A 17,823-nucleotide genomic window follows, 5' to 3' on the forward strand; every position below is an offset into this window, starting at 1 on the left:
CATGCGTCACTTTGTGTACAGCGCATCTATGTCGGCCGCGTAGGCCCGCTCTATGGCCCTGCGTCTGAGCTTGCGCGTCGGGGTGAGCAGCCCCTGGTCCTCGCCGAACGGGGTGGCCAGGATGCGGAAGGCGCGGATGGACTCGGCCTGGGAGACCAGGGTGTTGGCCGCCACCACGGCCCGCCGGATCTCGGCCTCCAGCTCCGGATCGTTCACCAGTTCGGCAGATGCGGGAGTGGTGCGGTGGAGCATCGCCAGCCAGTGCGCGACCCCCTCCGCGTCCAGTGTGACGAGCGCCGCCACGAACGGCCGGTCGTTGCCCACCACCAGGCACTGCCCCACCAGCGGATGGGCGCGCACCCGCTCCTCCAGGAGCAGGGGCGAGACGCTCTTGCCGCCCGAGGTCACCAGGATCTCCTTCTTCCGCCCGGTGATCGTCAGATAGCCGTGCGCGTCGAGGCGGCCGATGTCGCCGGTGGCCAGCCAGCCGTCGCGCAGCACGGCGGCGGTCTCGCGCCGGTCGCCCAGATAGCCCGCGAACACCTGCCCGCCGCGCAACCACACCTCCCCGTCGTCCGCGATGTGCACGCTCGTGCCGGGCACCGGCAGGCCCACCGTGCCGAACCGGGGACGCTCGGGAGGGTTGGCCACCGCCGCCCCACTGGTCTCCGTCAGGCCGTACCCCTCCAGCACGGTGACGCCCGCGCCCGCGAAGAACAGCCCCAGCCGCCGCTCCATCGCCGAGCCGCCCGACATCGCATACCGCACCCGCCCGCCGAGCGCCTCCCGGATCCGGGCGTAGACCAGCCGGTCGAAGACCTGGTGCTGCACCCGTAGAGCGGTGCCGGGCCCGGGTCCGGTGCCGAAGGACTTCTCCTCCATCGCCTCGGCGTAGCGCACGGCGACCTCGGCGGCCTTCTCGAACGGCCGGCCGCGTCCCTCCCGCTCGGCCTCCCGCCGCGCCGCGGCGTACAGCCCCTCGAAGACGTAGGGCACCGCCGCCAGGAACGTCGGGCGGAACGCCCTGAGGTCCGGCAGCAGCGCGGCCGCCGACAGCTGCGGCTGGTGGCCGAGCCGGATCCGCCCCCGGACGGCCGCCACCTGCACCATGCGGCCGAAGACGTGCGCCAGCGGCAGGAACAGCAAGGTGGCCGGCTCCTCACCCGGCCGGCCCCGGAACACCTGTGCGTAGCGGCCGACGATGGTGTCGGTCTCGGCCATGAGGTTGGCGTGGGTGAGCACACAGCCGCGCGGGCGGCCGGTCGTGCCGGAGGTGTAGATGACCGTCGCCGGTGAGTCGGGCGTGACCGCCATGCGGTGCCGGTGCACGACCTCGTCGGCGATGCCCTGTCCTGCGGCGGTCAGCTCGCCGAGCGCGCCCGCGTCCAGCTGCCACAGCCGCGCCAGGCACGGCAGCCGGTCGACGACCGAACCGATGGTCATCGCGTGGTCCTCGTGCTCGACGACGCACGCGGTGACCCGGGCGTCGTGCAGCATCCGGTAGACCTGCTCCGCCGAGGACGTGGGGTACATCGGCACGGGCTGGGCGCCGATGGTCCACAGCGCGAAGTCGAACAGCGTCCACTCGTAGCGGGTACGGGACATGATGGCCACCCGGTCGCCGAACCGGACGCCCTGGGCGAGCAGGCCCTTGGCCAGCGCCAGCACCTCGTCGCGGAAGGCGCCCGCGGTCACGTCGCGCCAGACGCCGTCCGCGCTGCGGCCGAGCGCCACCCGGTCCGGGTCCGCCGCGGCATGCTCGAAGACGACGTCCGCCAGCCCTCCGACGTGGGGCGCCGTCACCAGGGAAGGGACGGTGAACTCGCGCAACCTCTCGCTCCTCGGGACGCTCGCACAGCGCCGTGACCGTACCCGTTCCCGTCCCGGCCAGAACCCTTTCGGGCGGACCGTCTCGGCGCGGGGCCCGCCGGGCGCGGATCTGCACGCAATCTCTTCAGGATTTGTCGCATGTGTTCACTGTGGTGTGTGTGCGCCGGTGCTCATGGTGAGTGCAGGCGGTCGCCGGCCGCCAGGATCGCGTCGGCGAGCGCCTCCGCGCTGCCGCGCACCGCGGCGTCGCGCCCGGTGCCGGCCCCGTGCAGCAGGACGACGTCGACGGGACCGAGGTCCGGCAGGCCCGCACGGGAGGGCACCGGTGCCAGACCGGGCGGGATCATGCCCTGCGCGTGGGCCATCACGCCCAGCCCGGCGCGGGCGGCGGCCACCAGCCCGTTGAGGCTGCCGCTGGTGCAGGCCACCCGCCAGGCCCGGTCGTGCCGCCCCAGCACCTCCAGGGCCCGGGCGCGGGTGATCGCCGGCGGTGGGAAGACGACCAGCGGCAGGGGACGCCGGGGGTCGGGGCGCAGCCCCTGCGCGCCGATCCACACCAGCCGGTCCCGCCACACCAGGCGGCCGTGCGGCTCGCCCGGGTCGCGCTTGGCCAGCACCAGGTCCAGCCGGCCGGCCGCGAGCCGCTTGAGCAGGACGCCGGAGAGCCCGACCGTCAGCTCCAGGTCGACGTCGGGGTGCTCGCGGCGGAACGCCTCCAGTACCTCCGGCAGGCGGGTGAGCACGAAGTCCTCCGAGGCGCCGAACCGCAGCCGGCCGTGCAGCCGCGTACCGGAGAACCACTGCGCGGCCTTCTCGTGGGCCTCCAGGATCGTCCGGGCGAAGCCCAGCATCGCCTCGCCGTCCTCGGTGAGGGCCACGCCGTGGGTGTCGCGGGAGAACAGCTGCCGCCCGGCGGCCTCCTCCAGCCGCCGGATCTGCTGACTGACCGTCGACTGACGCACCCCCAGACGGCGGGCGGCCTGCGTGAAGCTCAGGGTCCGGGCCACCGCCAGGAAGGCCCGCAGCTGTACGGGATCGAACATGCTCCGTGAGCGTAGGGCCTGTCCGGCGGATCGCGCAGCGCCCCGTCAGGGGCGCGGGCGCACGGCACTTCGTTGCGGGAGCGGCGTGGCCTGTCGCGCCCACGGGGCGGAGCCGCAGATCGGCACTGCCCCGCGCCCGCCCTGGCCGCCAAGGCCCCCTCGTTATCGCGATTGGTGATAACAGTGAGTGGGGTGAACAGGGTTCCCGATGGGCCGGCCGGGAGGAAGGCTGAGGCCATGCCCGCTCTGCCGTCCTTGCCCTCCTTGCTGCGCCGCGTGCCGCTGGACCCTTACATAGCCGCCCTGCTCGGCACCGTGCTGCTCGCGGCGCTCCTGCCCGCCCGCGGAGCGGCCGCGAGTGCCGTCGACGGGATCTCGACCGGGGCCGTGGCCCTGCTGTTCTTCCTCTACGGCGCACGGCTGTCCACCCGCGAGGCCGTGGCGGGACTGCGCCACTGGCGTCTGCACCTGACGGTTCTCGCCTGCACGTTCGCCGTCTTCCCCCTCCTCGGACTCGCCGCCCGCGGACTGGTGCCCCATGTGCTGACCCCCGGGCTGTACACCGGACTGCTCTTCCTGTGCCTGGTGCCGTCCACCGTGCAGTCCTCCATCGCCTTCACCTCCGTGGCCCGCGGCAATGTGCCCGCCGCGATCTGTGCCGGTACGTACTCCACCCTGGTGGGCATCGTGCTCACCCCACTGCTGGCGGCCCTGCTGCTGGGCCGCAGCGGCGGTGGCGTCTCGGCGGACTCGCTGCTGTCCGTGGTGCTGCGGCTGCTCGTGCCCTTCGTGGCCGGCCAGCTCACCCGCCGCTGGCTCGCCGGACCGCTCGCCCGGCACCGGTCCGCGCTGGGACTGGTCGACCGGGGCTCGATCCTGCTCGTGGTCTACGCCGCGTTCAGTGCCGGCATGACACGCGGCGTCTGGCACCAGGTGACGCCGTGGCAGCTGTGCGCCCTGGTGGTCGTCGAGGGTGCCCTGCTGGCGCTCATGCTCACCCTCACCACCCACGGCGCACGCCGGCTCGGCTTCTCCCGGGGCGACCGCATCGCCCTGACCTTCGCCGGCTCCAAGAAGAGCCTTGCCGGCGGGCTGCCGATGGCCACCGTGTTGTTCGGGGCGCAGGCGAGCCTGGCCGTGCTGCCCCTGATGCTCTTCCACCAGATGCAACTGATGGTCGGCGCCGTGCTCGCCAAGCACTTCGCCCGCCAACAGGAGCGGCTGGAGCGGCCGGAGGTGTCGGACCGGCAGGGGCAGGGGCAGGGGCAGGAGCAGGAGCAGGAGCAGGGGCAGGACCGGCCGGCCGCGGCCGACCTGGTGCAGCGGAAGGCATAACGCCGCACCGCCCCCGGCGCGATGCTCACACCGGTCGCAGGACCACCTTTCCCCGGTTGGCGCGGCCCTCGATGATCTCGTGGGCCTTCGCCGCGTCCTCCAGCGGCAGCTCCGCGTGCACCCGGGGACGTATGCGGTCGGTGGCGAACAGCTCCCACAACTCCTGCCGCCATCGTTCCATCAGCTGCGGCCGGTTCCGGGCGATCAGGGCCATCTGGAAGCCGATCACCGACTTGGCCCCCACCAGCAGGTCGTACGTCGCGACCGTGCCGCCGCCCGAGCTGTAGGCCACCAGCCGCCCGCCCGGAGCCAGGGCGGCGACCGCAGGCTCGAGGAGCTCTCCGCCCACGGCGTCGAGCACGATGTCGACGGGCTCGCCCCATGACTCCTGCTCGTAGGTGACGACCTCGTCGGCACCGAGCGAGCGGACGAAGTCGGCCTTGGCGGCGCTGCCCACCGCGGCCACCACCCGCCCGGCCCCGTGGGCCCGGGCGAGCTGCACGGCCAGGTGTCCGGCCCCGCTGGCCGCCGCCGTCACCAGCACCGACTCGCCGGGCTGCGGCCGGGCCGCCTCCAGGGCGCCGCGCGCCACCAGCCCGCCCCGCACCAGCCCGATCGCGTCCACCGCGCCGGCGCCCGCCGGCACCGGCGAGGCCATGGCGGTGTGCAGGAGGGAGTAGTCGGCGTACGCGTCCCCGAAGCACAGGCCCGTGACCCGCTCGCCCACCGTGAAGCCCGTGACGTCCGGCCCCACGGCGACGATCCCACCGGCCACTTCGCCGCCCAGGTTGCCGGGCAGCGGCAGGCCGCCCGCACGCACCTTGCGGACCATCGGCAGCGTGACGCCGATCGCCTCCGTGCGCACCAGCAGCTCGCCGGGGCCGGGCCGGGGCACCTCGGCTTCCTCCACCCGCAGCACCTCGGGCCCACCGTTCTCGTAATACCGCACACGACGCATGAGCGACGCACCCCTCCCATGACAGGCACACCAGCCGGCGCACCAAGCAGGCACACCGGACGGAAAGCCATTCGTTGGGGACTCCAACGTTGGCAACCCCCACGATACTCAACTTCATTGGGAAGTCCAATGGTTTCCGTTAGGCTCGTGCCATGGCAGACAAGGCTTCCCCCGCAGGAGTGACGACCGCGCCGCCCGAGGCCGGGCCGGCCGCCCTCGCGCGGCTGCGCACCCTCCCCAGCTGGCTGCTCAACCGCGCCTCCGCCCGCGGCCGCCGGCTCGTCACCGACGCGCTCGCCGAGGACGGGATGCGCATGCAGCACCACGCCGTGCTCTCCGCCGTCGCCGACCTCGGCCCCGTCGCCCAGGCCGAGCTCGGCCGCACCACGGGCTTCGACCCCAAGGACATGGTCGGCATCCTCAACGACCTCCAGGCGCAGGAGCTGATCACGCGCAGCCCCGACCCCGCCGACCGGCGCAAGAACGCCATCACCCTCACTTCCGCCGGCCGCGACCGCCTCGCCCGCCTCGCCGAGCTCGGCGAGCAGGCCAACGAGGCCCTCCTCGCCGGCCTCACCCCCGCCGAGCGCGAGCTCTTCCTCGCGCTCCTCGCCCGCGTGGCCGGCCAGGACGAGCGCTGAAGTCGGGGGAGCCGCAGGCGGCAGTCCCCCGAAAGCCCGGACGGCGGTCGGCCGGATCTGGTGGGATGTCACCCGCAAGTGGGGCGGCGGAGGGGAGCCGCGGACGCGGCGGCGTGGCGGCGACCCGACGGCGCCCGCTGCCCTTACACAGGGCTCAAGCGGCGCAAACCGGCGGCGTGGACGCCCGGTGCGGTACGGCACGGCACCGGCGGGGCAGGCAGACGAGGACGAGGCGGACAAGCCACCAGTGGACCAGGGCGGAACGGGGTGTCGCGTGAACCTGCAGCAACTGCACTACACCTCGACCGCCACCACGAGCCCGGACGGATCCGGGTTCCGCTTCACCGCCGCCAGCCCCGAACTGCCCATCACCCTGCTCGGCGAGGCGGAGCAGCTCATCGGCTACGAGCCCCCGTCCGACGCCCCCGAGTGCCCGTCCTCTGAGGAACTGGCCGCGTTTCCCGTGGCGTTCAGCCACAACCGCCTCTCCGACGGCAGCCGGTTGCTGTGCCGCACCGTGCGCACCGGGCCCGGGCGCGTCGGCCGCCACGGCAATTTCCACGCCCACGCCGTGCGGCTGCCCGAGGGCGGCGGGCTGCCCGGCGGGCTGCTGCCCATCGAGGCGTGGGAGTCGCCCTCCTGGTCGGACCGGACGCCCGACGGAGGGGTGCCCGAACCGCTCACCGCCGTCGTCCCGGCCCGGCTCATCGACAAGCAGGGCCTGCTGGACTTCGTCCGGGCCCGCGCCGAGCGCCTCGAACCCTTCCTGACGGACGTGCGCACCCTCTTCCGCACCCCCGACGCCCAGCAGATCCTCGTCGTCGAGCGGGACAGCGCCGCCATCGCCCACTGGGTCGCCGTCGCCAGCGCCGTGCTCCCGCGCGACCTCGCCGACCGGCTCACCTTCACCACCTACACCCGCCACCCCATGCTGGCCCGGCAGCAGATCGTCGGCATCTTCCCCGACGCCCGCTTCGAGTTCGTCTCCGCCGCCGCCCAGCACCGCTACCGCGTCCACGACTGCACCGGCGGCCCCTCCAGCCCCGCCCGCGCCGAACGCGACCTGTGGGCCGCCGTCGCCGCACGCATCTGGCTCGCCGGTCGCCCCGCCCTGTTCGCCGAGGCCACCCGCCCCGCTGCCGCCCCCGCCTTCGCCACCGGCCGCGGTGGCGCCGACGAGGCCGACCGGCTCGCCGCCCTCGCCGCCCGCGAGGGCATCCCCCTTGACTCGAACGGTCGTACGGCCGCCGCGCGATGGGCCCGCACCCACAAGCCCGGCGACAGCCTCGACACCACCGTGCGCACCCGGCTGCTGGCCACCGTCGCCGCCGGCGGCACCGAGCGCACCCCCGAGGAATGGACCGTCCTGGCCTCGCTCGCCGACGAGCTGTGCGCACCCGGCGCCCGCACGGCCGTCGCCCCCCTCAGGCGCGACCTGCGCGCCGAGCTCCAGCGCGCCGCCGAAGCCTCCGACACGCCCCTCGTCCGCTTCCTGACCCTGCTGCGCCTGGCCGAGGCCCTGCGCGTCGACCACAGCCCGGTCATGCCCGTGCTCACCGCCCGCCTGACCACCGCCCTGCTCAACGAGGCGTCCCCCGACCACAAGGTCGTCCGCGCGGCCATCGACGCCCACCCGCGGCTGCGCACCGCCGTCCTCGACTCCCTCGACCACACCGCCGCCACCGACGACCCGCGCCCCATCGCCCGCCTGCTCGCCGCGGAACTGCCCGGCGCCGACCTCGCGGGCCGGCCCCACCTGAGCATGGCCGCCGCCATGGCCGCGGCCCTCTCGCCCTCCGCGGGATCCGCCGGCGCCGACGGGGGGCACGGCGCCGGCGCGGACCCGGAGGAGGACCGCCCCGCCCTCCTGCACGTCCTGATGAAGACCGCCGGCCCCGACCACCAGGACGCCCCCTCCGTCCTGCGCACGGCCTTCCGCCTGGTGTGGGGCGACGCGCCGCTGACCACCGCCGAGGCCGACGCCCTCCTCGACGGCATCCCGCCCGGCGCCCACCACGCGGCCGGCCTGGAGGAGCCCTTCATGCGGGCCGCCCTCACCAGCGCCCCCCGCGACCCCGTCGCCCCCGTCCTCGCCGGGAAGCTGCTGCGCGGCGCCCTCGCCGGCGGCGCCGAACTCGACCCCCGCCGCCGCGCCGCCCTGCTCCTGCTGGAACAGGCCGGCGCCCTCGCCCGCGGCGAGGCCGTGCCCGGCTGCACCGCCCGCGTGGTCGCCCTGCGCCGCCAGGCCCGGCCGCTGGAGACCGGCATCGACGAGCGGCTGTGCGACGCCCTCGCCCGGCACCTGCTGTCCATGGACCCGCCCCCGGCCCCCACCGAACTGCCCGACCTCGTCCACTCCGAGGACGAGCACCTCCTCGCCGCGTACGCCGACGAAGCCCGCGGCGAACGGGTACGCGAGCTGCTGCACCGCACCCCCACCTACGCCGCCGTGTGCTTCGTCGCCTGGCACACCGCGCCCGACATCAGCCCGGTGTGGGACGAGATCCGCACCGACCTGCTCTCGGGCGTGCTGCGGCCCGAGGTGCGCCGGATGTCGACCGAGGAGATCGAGGAGATCCGCCGCTGCCTGCGGCAGGTCGGCGGCCAGTGGGCCGAGATCTTCCACGAGTGGGACCGCTTCGGCGTGCTCGGCCGCCTCGGCGGCCGCTGGCGCACGCGGGGCCTGCGGCCCTAGCCTGGTCGCGCGCCGGTGCCCCGTCACCTCATCTGCGGGCGCGTCGTGGAGTGTCGCGCAGTTCCGCGCGCGCCCTACGGGGCGCGGCCCTCGTCCAGCACCACGCGCTCCGCGCCGGCGTAGACGTTCAGCCCTCGTCCAGTACCACGCGCTCGGCGCCTGCGTAGATGTTCATCGACGCACCGCGCAGGAAGCCGATCAGCGTCATCCCGCTCTCCACGGCCAGGTCGACGGCCAGCGACGACGGCGCCGAGACCGCCGCCAGCACCGGGATGCCGGCCATCACGGCTTTTTGGACCAGCTCGAAGGAGGCGCGCCCGGAGACCAGCAGCACGCTGCCCGCCAGCGGCAGCAGCCCCTCGCGCAGGGCGTGCCCCACGAGCTTGTCGACGGCGTTGTGCCGGCCCACGTCCTCGCGCACGTCCAGCAGCTCCCCGGCCGCGGTGAACAGGGCTGCTGCGTGCAGGCCGCCGGTGCGGTCGAAGACGCGCTGTGCCGCGCGCAGCCGGTCCGGCAGCTCGGCCAGCAGCGCGGGCTCCAGTCGCAGCGGCCCGCCGGGGCCGTCCTCGACCGGCCAGCGGGCCGTGGTGCGCACCGCCTCCAGGCTCGCCTTCCCGCACAGCCCGCAGGAGGACGTCGTGTAGACGTTGCGTTCCAGCGTGACGTCCGGCAGGGGCACGCCGGGTGCGAGCCGGACGTCCACCACGTTGTAGGTGTTGCCGCCGTCGGCCGTGGCCCCCGCGCAGTAGACGATGTTCGCCAGCTCCTCGGCACTGCCGAGGACGCCCTCGCTCACCAGGAATCCCGCGGCCAGGTCGAAGTCGTCGCCGGGCGTGCGCATGGTGATGGCCAGCGGTCTGCCGCCCACCCGGATCTCCAGCGGCTCCTCGGCCACGAGCGTGTCCGCCCGCGCCCCGGCGACCCCCTCGCGCACGCGGACGACGCGGCGGCGTGCGGTGACCCGACCCATCCAGAACCAACCCCTCACATGACAGTGCCCGCCCGCACGCTCTCATGCCCCCGCCCCGCCGACGACGCCCCCGTGGCCCGCCCGCCCCCACTTGTCCGTCATTGCCCCGTATGCGGCGACGAAAGCCCTGGTCAAAGGCACTCCGAAACCTTGATAGAGTTATCCATGTCGCCGCGGGGAACACCGCGGAGGACAGACACCTTGTCCGGGTGGCGGAATGGCAGACGCGCTAGCTTGAGGTGCTAGTGCCCTTTATCGGGCGTGGGGGTTCAAGTCCCCCCTCGGACACCACAGAAGGACCCCAGCGATGCTGGGGTCCTTTCGTTTTGCCCGGTTACCCGGCGTTTCCCCGGCGCAAGGCCCTCCGGATGCGCCCCATTGATCCCTCCCCCTCCCATCCCGGACGATAAGGGCTGACAGAGGGGGAGAGCGGCCTATGGGCGACTTCTGCAGGGATGTCGTGGTGATCGGGGCCGGGCCGGCCGGGCTGGCGGTGGCCGTGGGGTTGCGGCAGTACGGGCTCGGGGTGGTGGTCGTCGAGAAGGAGCCCGGCACCAAGCGGGAGGTGCGGGCCAGCGTGGTGTGGCAGCGGGCGCTGGAGGTGCTGCGCGACCTCGGGTGCGCCGAGCGGTTCCTGGATCGGGGGCTGCAGTTGCGGCAGGCCGAGATGTACGTGCGCGGGCGCTGTGTGGGGCGGCATCCGACGACGGCGGCCGGGACGGCCTTCCCGCAGCCGCTGAGCATCGAGCAGATCGCCATGGAGTCGCTGCTGGCCGAGCGGCTGGCGGAGCTGGGCACCGAGGTGCGGTGGTCGACCGAGGCGCTGGGCGTGCGGGTGCGCGGCGAGGGGGCCGAGGTGGACGTGCGCGGGCCCGGTGGGGGGAAGGAGACGATCGCCTGCCGCTGGGTGATCGGCTGCGAGGGGGCGCACAGTCTGGTCCGCAGGACGCTGGGCATCGGCTTCGAGGGGGAGCGGCGCACCGACCTGCAGGCCGTGCAGATCAATGCCAAGGCGGAGTGGAAGTACGTCTGCGCGCCGGACACCACGTACTTCTTCCTGGAGCACCGCACCTGTCTGATCGCCTCGCCGCGGCCGGGTGGCGGGTACCGCTTCTTCTGCTTCCGCGACGATCCCGAGCCGCAGCAGGAGGGCCCGCCCGGGCTGGAGGAGATGCGCGCGCTGATCGCCCGGGCCACGCACGATCCGGACGTACGGCTGGTGCCCACCGTGCCGCCGTGGTTCAACCGGGCGCGGTTCCACGACCGTCTGGCCGCCTCGCTGCGACAGGGGCCGGCCCTGCTCGTGGGGGACAGCGCCCACCTGTGGGCGCCGGTGGGCGGGCGCGGGCTCAACACCGGGCTCCGGGGCGCGCACAACCTGGTGTGGAAGCTGGCCGCCGTGCACCACGGCTGGGCCCTCGACGCCCTGCTGGACACCTACTCCGCCGAACAGCGCGCCCTCGCCCGCGAGGTGATGCGCCAGATGCGGCGGAACCTGCTGGAGCTGCCGCCCTCCCGCCCCACCCTGGCCGGCATGCGGCTGCTGGGGCCCGCCCTGCTGGCCAGCGAGGGCTTCAACCGGCGCGGTCAGGCCCTGCTCAGCGAACTGACCCGCACCCACCGCCGCAGCGCGCTGTCCACGGATGTCGCCGGGTACGCCGGACGCCGCGGGCTGCGCGCGGGCGACCGGGTGCCGGACGTACCGGTCAGCGCCGGCGGCCGGCAGCGCCGGCTGCACGACATGCTCTCGTACGACCGGTGGACGCTGCTGGTCGACGGCGCCGCCGAGGGCACGGCCGACGCCGCGGCGCTGCGCCGGTCGGCCGGCCGGTACGCGCTGCCGGTGGACGTGAGCGCGATCCGGGCCGGCCGCGGTCACGGCAGTGTGCTCGCGCCCGGCACGATGCTGCTGGTGCGCCCGGACGGGCACATCGGCCTGCGGGCCGCGGCCGCCGACCGGGCGGCCCTGGACGCCTACCTGGGGCGGTGGTTCGTGCCGAAGACCGGTGCCGGGCAGTAGGGCTCAGGCCTGGTGCACCACGAGTCGCTCCGGGCCGTGGAAGACGAGGTCGTGGGCGTAGACCACGGCCTCGGGGCCGGGGGCGACGGCGAGACCGGGGCCGATCCGCAGCAGCTCCTCCAGGCCGATCTCCGCCTCCGCCCGGGCCAGGGGCGCGCCCACGCAGTAGTGCAGGCCCATGCCGAAACCGCAGTGCCGGCGTGCGTCGCGGCGGAGGTCGAGCCGGTCGGGGTCGGTGAAGCGGGCGGCGTCCCGGTTGGCCGAACCGACGACCAGGGCCACCTTCTCGCCTGCCCCGATCCGCCGCCCGCCGATCTCGTCGTCCGCCACCGCCCACCGGTTGACGATCTGCACGGGCGAGTCGTAGCGCACCAGCTCCTCCACGGCCTGCGGCAGCAGGTGCGGGTCGGCCCGCAGCGCGGCGAGCTGGGCGGGGTGGGCGAGCAGGGCCATCAATCCCTTGGCCAGCAGGTTGGTGGTGGTCTCGTGACCTGCGGTCAGGAGATGGATGCAGGTGCCCACCAGGGCGTCGTCGCCCAGCGGCAGGTGTTCCTCCGTGCGCAGCATCGCGGCGATGAGGTCGTCCGCGTGGGGGCGGGCCCCGGCGCGGCGCGCGGCGAGTTCGGCGCGGAAGTAGGCCGCGAGCTCGCGCGCGGCCGCGTCCGCCAGCGCGTACCCGTCCGCCCGGCGGGCCACCCGGGAGCTGGTGGCCTGTTGCAGGTCCACCGCCTGCGCCCGGAACCAGGGGCGGTCCTGCGCCCGTACGCCGAGGAGTTCGCTGATGACGAGGATGGGCAGGGGAGCGGCGAAGGTCTCCACCAGATCGGCCCGGCCGTCCGCGGTCACCTGCCGGGACAGCTCGGCGGCGAGGTCGGCGGCGAGCCGGCGGATCCGGGGGCGCAGGGTCTCGACGATGCGCGGGGTGAAGCTCCTGGCCACCAGCGCGCGCACCCGTGTGTGCTGCGGCGGGTCCATGAAGACCATCCAGTTGCCGACGACGCGCCGCAGGTGCGCGTACTGCGCGGGCAGCCGGGCCGGCAGCGCGCCGCGCCCGTAGGAGCGGCTGGTGAGCACCCGCGCCACGTCGTCGTGGCGGAAGAGGTACCAGGTGTCCCCGGCCCGGTGCACCGGATCCTGCTCCCGGTAGGGGCGGTAGCGGGCGTACGGGTCGCGCGGGTCCACGTCCTGCGTGCGGAAGGCGGGCAGCCCGCCGTCGGCGCTCACGATCCGTTCCGTGCGAAGAAGTCGGCGTAGAAGGTTGCCATGTCGGCGACCTGCCGCGGCACCGGCTCGCAGGCGCGGGCCGCCGCGGCGAGGTGCCCGAAGCGCAGGGCGAGCGCGCGGCGGGCGACGTCGGGGCGGGGGACGGGGGCGGGCACCGCGTCCAGCTCGAAGGTGGGGCCGGCCGTGCGGCCGCGGCGCCCGGACTCCAGGGTGACCAGCAGTTCGGCGAGCGGCCGCATCATGCCGGTCATCACGTCGATGGAGGCGTTCATCAGCTTCGAGCGGCGCAGGCTGCCGTCCGGGCTCTGGCCGAAGTGCTGCGCCATCAGCTGCAGCATCAGATGGTACGAGCGGTTGAACAGCCGGGCCACCGCCCGCGCCTGGGGTGCGGTGATCGCCTCCTTGGCGCCGCCGCCGGGGCCGAGGGTGGGGTTGCGCAGCACCGGGTAGGCGGGGTTCCAGGGCAGCAGGTGGCCGTGCGGGCCGGGGACGCGCTCGGCGGTGAGCGCCTCGCCCATCCGCAGGAAGCTGCGGAAGTGCGAGGTGTCCGAGGGGGCGGTGGTCCCCAGGACGCCGCCCTCGCCCTGCTCGGTGATCAGGTCGACGGCGAACAGGGCGCTGGCGAGGTCGTCGACCTCCAGCTGATAGTCCGGGTGGACACTGTTGACCGACTCGCGCAGGAACAGGTGGTGTTCCCCGCCCCCGCGGCCCTTCTCCACCAGGAACAGGTCCGGGACGCGCTGCAGGCCCTCCCTGATGCCCGCGTACAGCTCGCTGATGGAGCTCCAGGTGAAGCCGATCGGCGGTGGGGCCGGCCGGGAGCCCTGCGCCTGCCGCACCTCCGGCACCAGCCCGGCGGGCTGCTCGATGGCGATGTAGCGCTGCACACTGGCGGCGCCGAGCCCTTCCAGCGCGAAGTCCAGCGGTACCGGCAGCTCGTCGTTCAAGGTGCCGAAGTCGACCAGCGGGATATGGAAGGGCTCACCCGTGGCCGCCAGGATGTTGGTGACCAGCAGAAAGTGGATCATCTCCTCGCGGGCCACTTCCAGCAGCGTGCCCCGCATCCCGTCGTCCAGATGCACTCCCCCCTGTCCGCAGGCGAGCTCCAGCTGCCGTGGTGTCCACTCACCTCGGCGTACGTATTCCAGGCCCGCCCCGTGGGTGGGCACGGAGAAAGCGGCGTACAAGTACTGGAGCGTGACTGCCAGTTCCAGGGTGGCGGCCTGCCGCAGGGTGCGGCACAGCTCCCCGCGGGTGCCGATCGCCGGTCCGGTGCCCGGCACGGCCGGGACGGTCAGTGGCGGGCGCTGGCGGGTCTGGAGGTTGCGCAGGTAGGCCAGCAGCAGTCGCGCCTTGGGGTCGGACAGGTCGCGCGTGGGCGGCATGTAGTACGTGCGGGGCTTGTTGCGCGGATCGCACATCTGCCAGGCCAGCTCGGCGTACGTCTCCACCTTGCACCGGTCGGCGAGACTGAAGACCTCCGAGCGCATGAACGTCGACAGCTGCTCGTAGGGCGCGAACACCTCCCGGTGCAACAGCGCGAAGTCCACCTGCTCGCGCGGCACGTCGTCCAGGTACCAGTCGTCGGGCAGAACGCGCACGGCCAGCCAGCCGGCGCCCGCCCAGTACCCGAGCGCGTCCTCGTCGTCGTACGCCGCCCAGGCCGAGCCGGCCGCCTCCGGGTCGACGGGCGGGCCGTCGCCGGGACCGGTGCCCAGCAGCACCCGGCAGGCGCCCGCCCGTTCGCCGCGCAGGACGAGCAGCCCGTACCCGGCCTCGTCGGTGGTCAGCGTGCAGGCGGGCGCGTAGGCGTCCTTGCCCGTGCCCACCCCCAGCAGGACGGCGTCCTCGCACCGTGCCCGCGGGGCGCCGGCGTGCCGATCGGCCGGCAGCGCCCGCGGGTTGTAGTACTGCCGTACATGGACCGTCCCGGCACCGGCGGGGCGGCCGCGCACGAACGCGCGCACCGGCACCTCCACGGCGTGGTCCTGCTCGCGCGCCGCGTCGCGGTGGTGGAGGACCACCAGCGCCTCGTCGCTCTGGACGTTCACCTCCCGCTCCGCCAGCAGCACCCGCTGCTCGCAGCCGGGCGGGCAACCGAGCAGGAGCAGCGGCTCCTCCTCCGCCTCCGGGCAGGCCCCGGCCGGCACGGTGACGATGCCGCACGTCGCCTCACCGCCGTACGAGCCGGCCGGCAGCCGGGTGACCAGCCGGCCGGAGCGGGCGGTACGCAGCTCCAGGTCGCCCGCGTCGAGCAGGGGCCCGAGCCGGTGCAGCGGGCCGGGGCCGGCGTGCGGGGCGCGGGAGGTGTGCGGCACGGCGGTGACCATGTTGAACACGGCGCGGTCTGCGGCCAGCTGCACGCTCATGTGGTGCAGCGGGCCGTGCCCCCCGCCGGCCGGGGCCAGCAGCCGGCCGGCGGGGTAGCTGCGCAGCTCCCCGGCGTACCAGGGGGCGATCGTGCCCCGTACACGGAAGACGCAGGGGGTGTCGGGCGCGGTCGGCGAGGCCATGGCGTCCAGGGCGAACTGCACCACCAGGCCGTCGGCGCCGCCGTGCACCGCTTCCCGCAGCGCGCGCACGGCGGGTGAGAGGTCCGCGGCCGGCAGCCAGCCGCTGCCGTCCGCGGCGCTCTCGCAGGCGACCACGAACTGGTGCACCGCGCTGTAGCGCAGCTCCCGGGCCAGGGCGTGCTCGCCGACGTCGAGGATGCGGCGGAAGCCGACCCAGCGCGGCGGCTGGATGCCCTCGACGGTCCCCGAGAGCATGTACCCCTCGTCGTGCGAGCGCCCCAGGCGGCCGAAGCCGAACCGGCCGACCATGAGGGCCGTCGTCCAGTGCGAGGCGGGGTCGAGGTCGAAGGCGCGGGCGCGGTTGACGGTGGTGTGCAGATAGGGGTTGTAGTGGCCCCAGACGTCGACGCAGCGGCCGACGACCGGGTCGGTGGTGTCCGGGGGATCGCCGGGCCCGGCGTGCGGGCCCTCGGCCGCGACGACGCGTGCGTCCATCAGGAAGTGCCCGTTGCCGTCGAAGTTCCAGCCCTTGGCGGCGCTGAACTCCCCGTCGGGGCGCAGCCGGCCCGCGCTGTCGAAGCGCGGACCGCGCTGCTGCAGGTAGTCGTGGTACTCGCGGGCGGGCCGCTCGGCCGGGAAGGGGCCCTCGTCGGTCAGCGCCCGGCCCGAGGCCAGGTCGAACAGACCGCAGCGCGGGCCGGTGGGCAGCTTGACGGTGGCGGTGCCGGCGAAGTGCAGCCGGGGCAGGTCGAAGACGCTCATCACAGCGCTCCCGCGGGTCGGGGCCGGCCGGGGGCGGGCACGGCCGGACGGCGGCGGACGGGCTCGAAGCGGACGAGCTCCTCGACGGCCCGCAGCGCCGACTCGATCCCGCCCTCGATCCAGGCGGGTGCCGTCGAGCAGTGCTCGCCCGCGAAGAACAGCCGGCCCACCGGCCGTGCGGCGCGCAGGCGTTCGCTCTCGCTCTCGGCGGCGTTCCTGCCCCAGCGCGTGGTGCAGCCCACGCTGCCACGGTCGCTGCCCCAGGCCACGCTGACGGCGTCCAGCACCATGCCGGGGGACGTCAGCTCCGGGTGCATGGCGCCGAGCTCGTCCAGCACCAGCCGGTGGCGCCGGCGCGCCGACATCCGGCCCAGGCACCGGGCCTCGTCGCCGATCGTGTAGCTGGCCAGCAGGGCCGCGCCGCGGCCGGGCATGCCCTCGACGGGTGGGTAGTACGTCTGGCGGATGCGGCCGCCCGCGAAGGAGGCCCCGCCCTGGATGCCGGACTCCCGCCAGAAGGGCGTGCGGCACAGGAAGGCCACCTTGGTGGCCGGGCAGTACTGCACCTCGCGCAGGACGGCCAGCTTGTCCGCGTCCAGGCCGCGCAGCCGCATGCGGCGCAGGACGGGGAAGGGCACGGTGCACACGGCGAAGTCGGAGCGCCGGACACCGGTGCGGCCGGCCGCCCGGACGCGGACGGCCACGTGGTCCTCGTGCACCTCCAGGCCGGTGACCCGGTGCTCGCGCAGGACCTGGCCGCGCAGCCGCCGGGCCAGCCGGCCCGGCAGCCGGTCCATGCCGCCGCGCAGCCGCAGCAGGCCGGGGGCGGTCTCGGCGAGGATGTCGTCGAGGAAGCTGTTCAGCCGTAGGCTGCAGCCGGCGCGCAGGCCCGGGTGGGCGGCGAAGAGTCCCTGCAGGTCGACGCGTTCGCCGGCCGGGCCGCGCAGGTGGCGGGCGAGGTCCACGCCGGCCAGCAGGTCCAGCAGCTGCCGGCGCAGGTCCTCGCGCAGGTCGGTGCGCAGGTCCGGGGGCGCGGTCGCGTCGACGATGGCCGTGAGCCAGGCCCCGACGACGAGCACGGAATCGTCGTACCGTCGTTCGCCGAAAAGAGGTTCGGAATTGTGTCCGGGGCAGTGCCGGGCGAGTTCCCGGCGGAAGTTCTCCAGCAGCGGTGCGGAGGCGTTGCGGATGCGCAGGAAACCACCGGGAGTGCGGAGATAGGCGTTCTCCTCCGACATCAGGGTGCTGAACGCGCGCAGTTCGCCGCCCAGCTCCATCCGCTGGACGTATTCCAGTGTGCGGTGGTGATGGGCGGGAATGCGCATGGCGCCCAGTTCGACGGACGGTGCGTCCGGGCCGGGACCGAACCGGTGGGTGCGGATGCGGCCGCCGATGCGTGCGTCGCACTCCAGGACCTCGACGCTGTAGCCGAGTCGTTCGAGCTCGTAGGCGGTGACGAGACCGGATATGCCGGCCCCTATGACGGTGACGCGACGGCCCTGGTGTTCGAATTTTTCGAATGGGTGGGCAGCGTGAATCGAGACGTCGCCGGGCATTGCGGTCCCCCCGTGAATGTTACTGTTTCCCCCGTTTGAGCCCTCATAGAGATTTCACAACAGTGGGCCCGCAGCAATGGTATTTCAGGTCGCACACCATCAGACCGGGGTTTTTCCGGGCGCGTCGACGAATGTCTAGACGAAGTACGCCGAAAATAAGGCCCCGGTGTGTGCGGGCGGCCCACGGACCATGCGCCGCCGTCGTCCGCGGAGCCGCACCGCCGTCACACGGCACCCGGTGATCCCTCGCGCACTCCGCCCGTACTCCTATGGGAG

11 protein-coding genes and 1 tRNA gene are annotated in these 17,823 nt (G+C 74.2%); 5 read left to right on the forward strand and 7 right to left on the reverse strand.

Features of this window, described 5'->3' with window-relative positions:
- Window positions 1–6: 6 nt before the first annotated feature.
- Complete coding sequence (locus AB0K17_RS05555; RefSeq protein ID WP_365966490.1) at window positions 7–1,830, reverse strand: AMP-dependent synthetase/ligase; 1,824 nt, start codon at window positions 1,828–1,830, stop codon at window positions 7–9.
- Window positions 1,831–2,000: 170 nt separating this feature from the next.
- Window positions 2,001–2,873: a LysR family transcriptional regulator gene (locus AB0K17_RS05560; RefSeq protein ID WP_365966491.1), complete on the reverse strand. Its 873-nt coding sequence runs from the start codon at window positions 2,871–2,873 to the stop codon at window positions 2,001–2,003.
- A gap of 237 nt (window positions 2,874–3,110) precedes the next feature.
- Between AB0K17_RS05560 and AB0K17_RS05565 the strand changes: the two genes are divergently transcribed.
- A complete protein-coding gene (locus AB0K17_RS05565; RefSeq protein WP_365966492.1) occupies window positions 3,111–4,208 on the forward strand; it encodes a bile acid:sodium symporter family protein in 1,098 nt (365 codons plus the stop codon).
- A gap of 25 nt (window positions 4,209–4,233) precedes the next feature.
- On the opposite strand, the gene AB0K17_RS05570 is transcribed toward AB0K17_RS05565, so the two are convergent.
- Complete coding sequence (locus tag AB0K17_RS05570) at window positions 4,234–5,166, reverse strand: zinc-binding dehydrogenase (protein ID WP_365966493.1); 933 nt, start codon at window positions 5,164–5,166, stop codon at window positions 4,234–4,236.
- Window positions 5,167–5,318: 152 nt separating this feature from the next.
- On the opposite strand from AB0K17_RS05570, the gene AB0K17_RS05575 reads away from it, so the two are divergent.
- Both AB0K17_RS05575 and AB0K17_RS05580 read left to right on the forward strand, forming a co-directional pair.
- Window positions 5,319–5,807: a MarR family winged helix-turn-helix transcriptional regulator gene (locus tag AB0K17_RS05575; protein WP_365966494.1), complete on the forward strand. Its 489-nt coding sequence runs from the start codon at window positions 5,319–5,321 to the stop codon at window positions 5,805–5,807.
- Window positions 5,808–6,081: 274 nt separating this feature from the next.
- Window positions 6,082–8,502, forward strand: a complete 2,421-nt coding sequence (locus AB0K17_RS05580; protein WP_365966495.1) for a GTPase-associated protein 1-related protein — start codon at window positions 6,082–6,084, stop codon at window positions 8,500–8,502.
- A gap of 127 nt (window positions 8,503–8,629) precedes the next feature.
- On the opposite strand, the gene fdhD is transcribed toward AB0K17_RS05580, so the two are convergent.
- Window positions 8,630–9,472, reverse strand: a complete 843-nt coding sequence (fdhD, locus tag AB0K17_RS05585) for a formate dehydrogenase accessory sulfurtransferase FdhD (RefSeq protein ID WP_365966496.1) — start codon at window positions 9,470–9,472, stop codon at window positions 8,630–8,632.
- A 203-nt stretch (window positions 9,473–9,675) separates the two neighbouring features.
- Between fdhD and AB0K17_RS05590 the strand changes: the two genes are divergently transcribed.
- Together AB0K17_RS05590 and AB0K17_RS05595 are read left to right on the forward strand one after the other, a co-directional pair.
- Window positions 9,676–9,763 (forward strand) — tRNA-Leu (locus AB0K17_RS05590).
- 145 nt (window positions 9,764–9,908) lie between these two features.
- Window positions 9,909–11,492 (forward strand): FAD-dependent monooxygenase, encoded by a 1,584-nt coding sequence (locus AB0K17_RS05595; RefSeq protein ID WP_365966497.1) that lies wholly within the window; start codon window positions 9,909–9,911, stop codon window positions 11,490–11,492.
- Between the two features lie 3 nt (window positions 11,493–11,495).
- Here the strand turns inward: AB0K17_RS05595 and AB0K17_RS05600 are convergent, their stop codons facing one another.
- From AB0K17_RS05600 to AB0K17_RS05610, 3 genes are read right to left on the reverse strand one after another with little or no spacing between them, the layout of a single operon-like run.
- Window positions 11,496–12,716, reverse strand: coding sequence for a cytochrome P450 (locus AB0K17_RS05600; protein WP_365966498.1), 1,221 nt, complete (start codon window positions 12,714–12,716; stop codon window positions 11,496–11,498).
- Window positions 12,713–15,991 (reverse strand): ferritin-like domain-containing protein, encoded by a 3,279-nt coding sequence (locus tag AB0K17_RS05605; protein ID WP_365966499.1) that lies wholly within the window; start codon window positions 15,989–15,991, stop codon window positions 12,713–12,715. The genes AB0K17_RS05600 and AB0K17_RS05605 overlap by 4 nt, the downstream gene beginning before the upstream one ends.
- Window positions 15,991–17,547 carry an NAD(P)/FAD-dependent oxidoreductase gene (locus AB0K17_RS05610; protein ID WP_365966500.1) on the reverse strand — a complete coding sequence of 519 codons (1,557 nt, stop codon included), beginning with the start codon at window positions 17,545–17,547 and terminating at the stop codon, window positions 15,991–15,993. Before AB0K17_RS05610 ends, AB0K17_RS05605 begins: the two co-directional genes overlap by 1 nt.
- Window positions 17,548–17,823 lie beyond the last annotated feature (276 nt).

The organism is Streptomyces sp. NPDC049585 (genome assembly GCF_040675615.1).
In the GTDB taxonomy this organism is placed as follows: Bacteria; Actinomycetota; Actinomycetes; order Streptomycetales; family Streptomycetaceae; genus Streptomyces; species Streptomyces luteosporeus.

Coding starts and splice junctions, on each gene's coding strand:
- AB0K17_RS05560 (WP_365966491.1), bottom strand. CDS start 2,873: ATGTTCGATCCCGTACAGCTGCGGGCCTTCCTGGCGGTGGCCCGGACC.
- AB0K17_RS05565 (WP_365966492.1), top strand. CDS start 3,111: ATGCCCGCTCTGCCGTCCTTGCCCTCCTTGCTGCGCCGCGTGCCGCTG.
- AB0K17_RS05570 (WP_365966493.1), bottom strand. CDS start 5,166: ATGCGTCGTGTGCGGTATTACGAGAACGGTGGGCCCGAGGTGCTGCGG.
- AB0K17_RS05575 (WP_365966494.1), top strand. CDS start 5,319: ATGGCAGACAAGGCTTCCCCCGCAGGAGTGACGACCGCGCCGCCCGAG.
- fdhD (WP_365966496.1), bottom strand. CDS start 9,472: ATGGGTCGGGTCACCGCACGCCGCCGCGTCGTCCGCGTGCGCGAGGGG.
- AB0K17_RS05595 (WP_365966497.1), top strand. CDS start 9,909: ATGGGCGACTTCTGCAGGGATGTCGTGGTGATCGGGGCCGGGCCGGCC.
- AB0K17_RS05605 (WP_365966499.1), bottom strand. CDS start 15,991: ATGAGCGTCTTCGACCTGCCCCGGCTGCACTTCGCCGGCACCGCCACC.
- AB0K17_RS05610 (WP_365966500.1), bottom strand. CDS start 17,547: ATGCCCGGCGACGTCTCGATTCACGCTGCCCACCCATTCGAAAAATTC.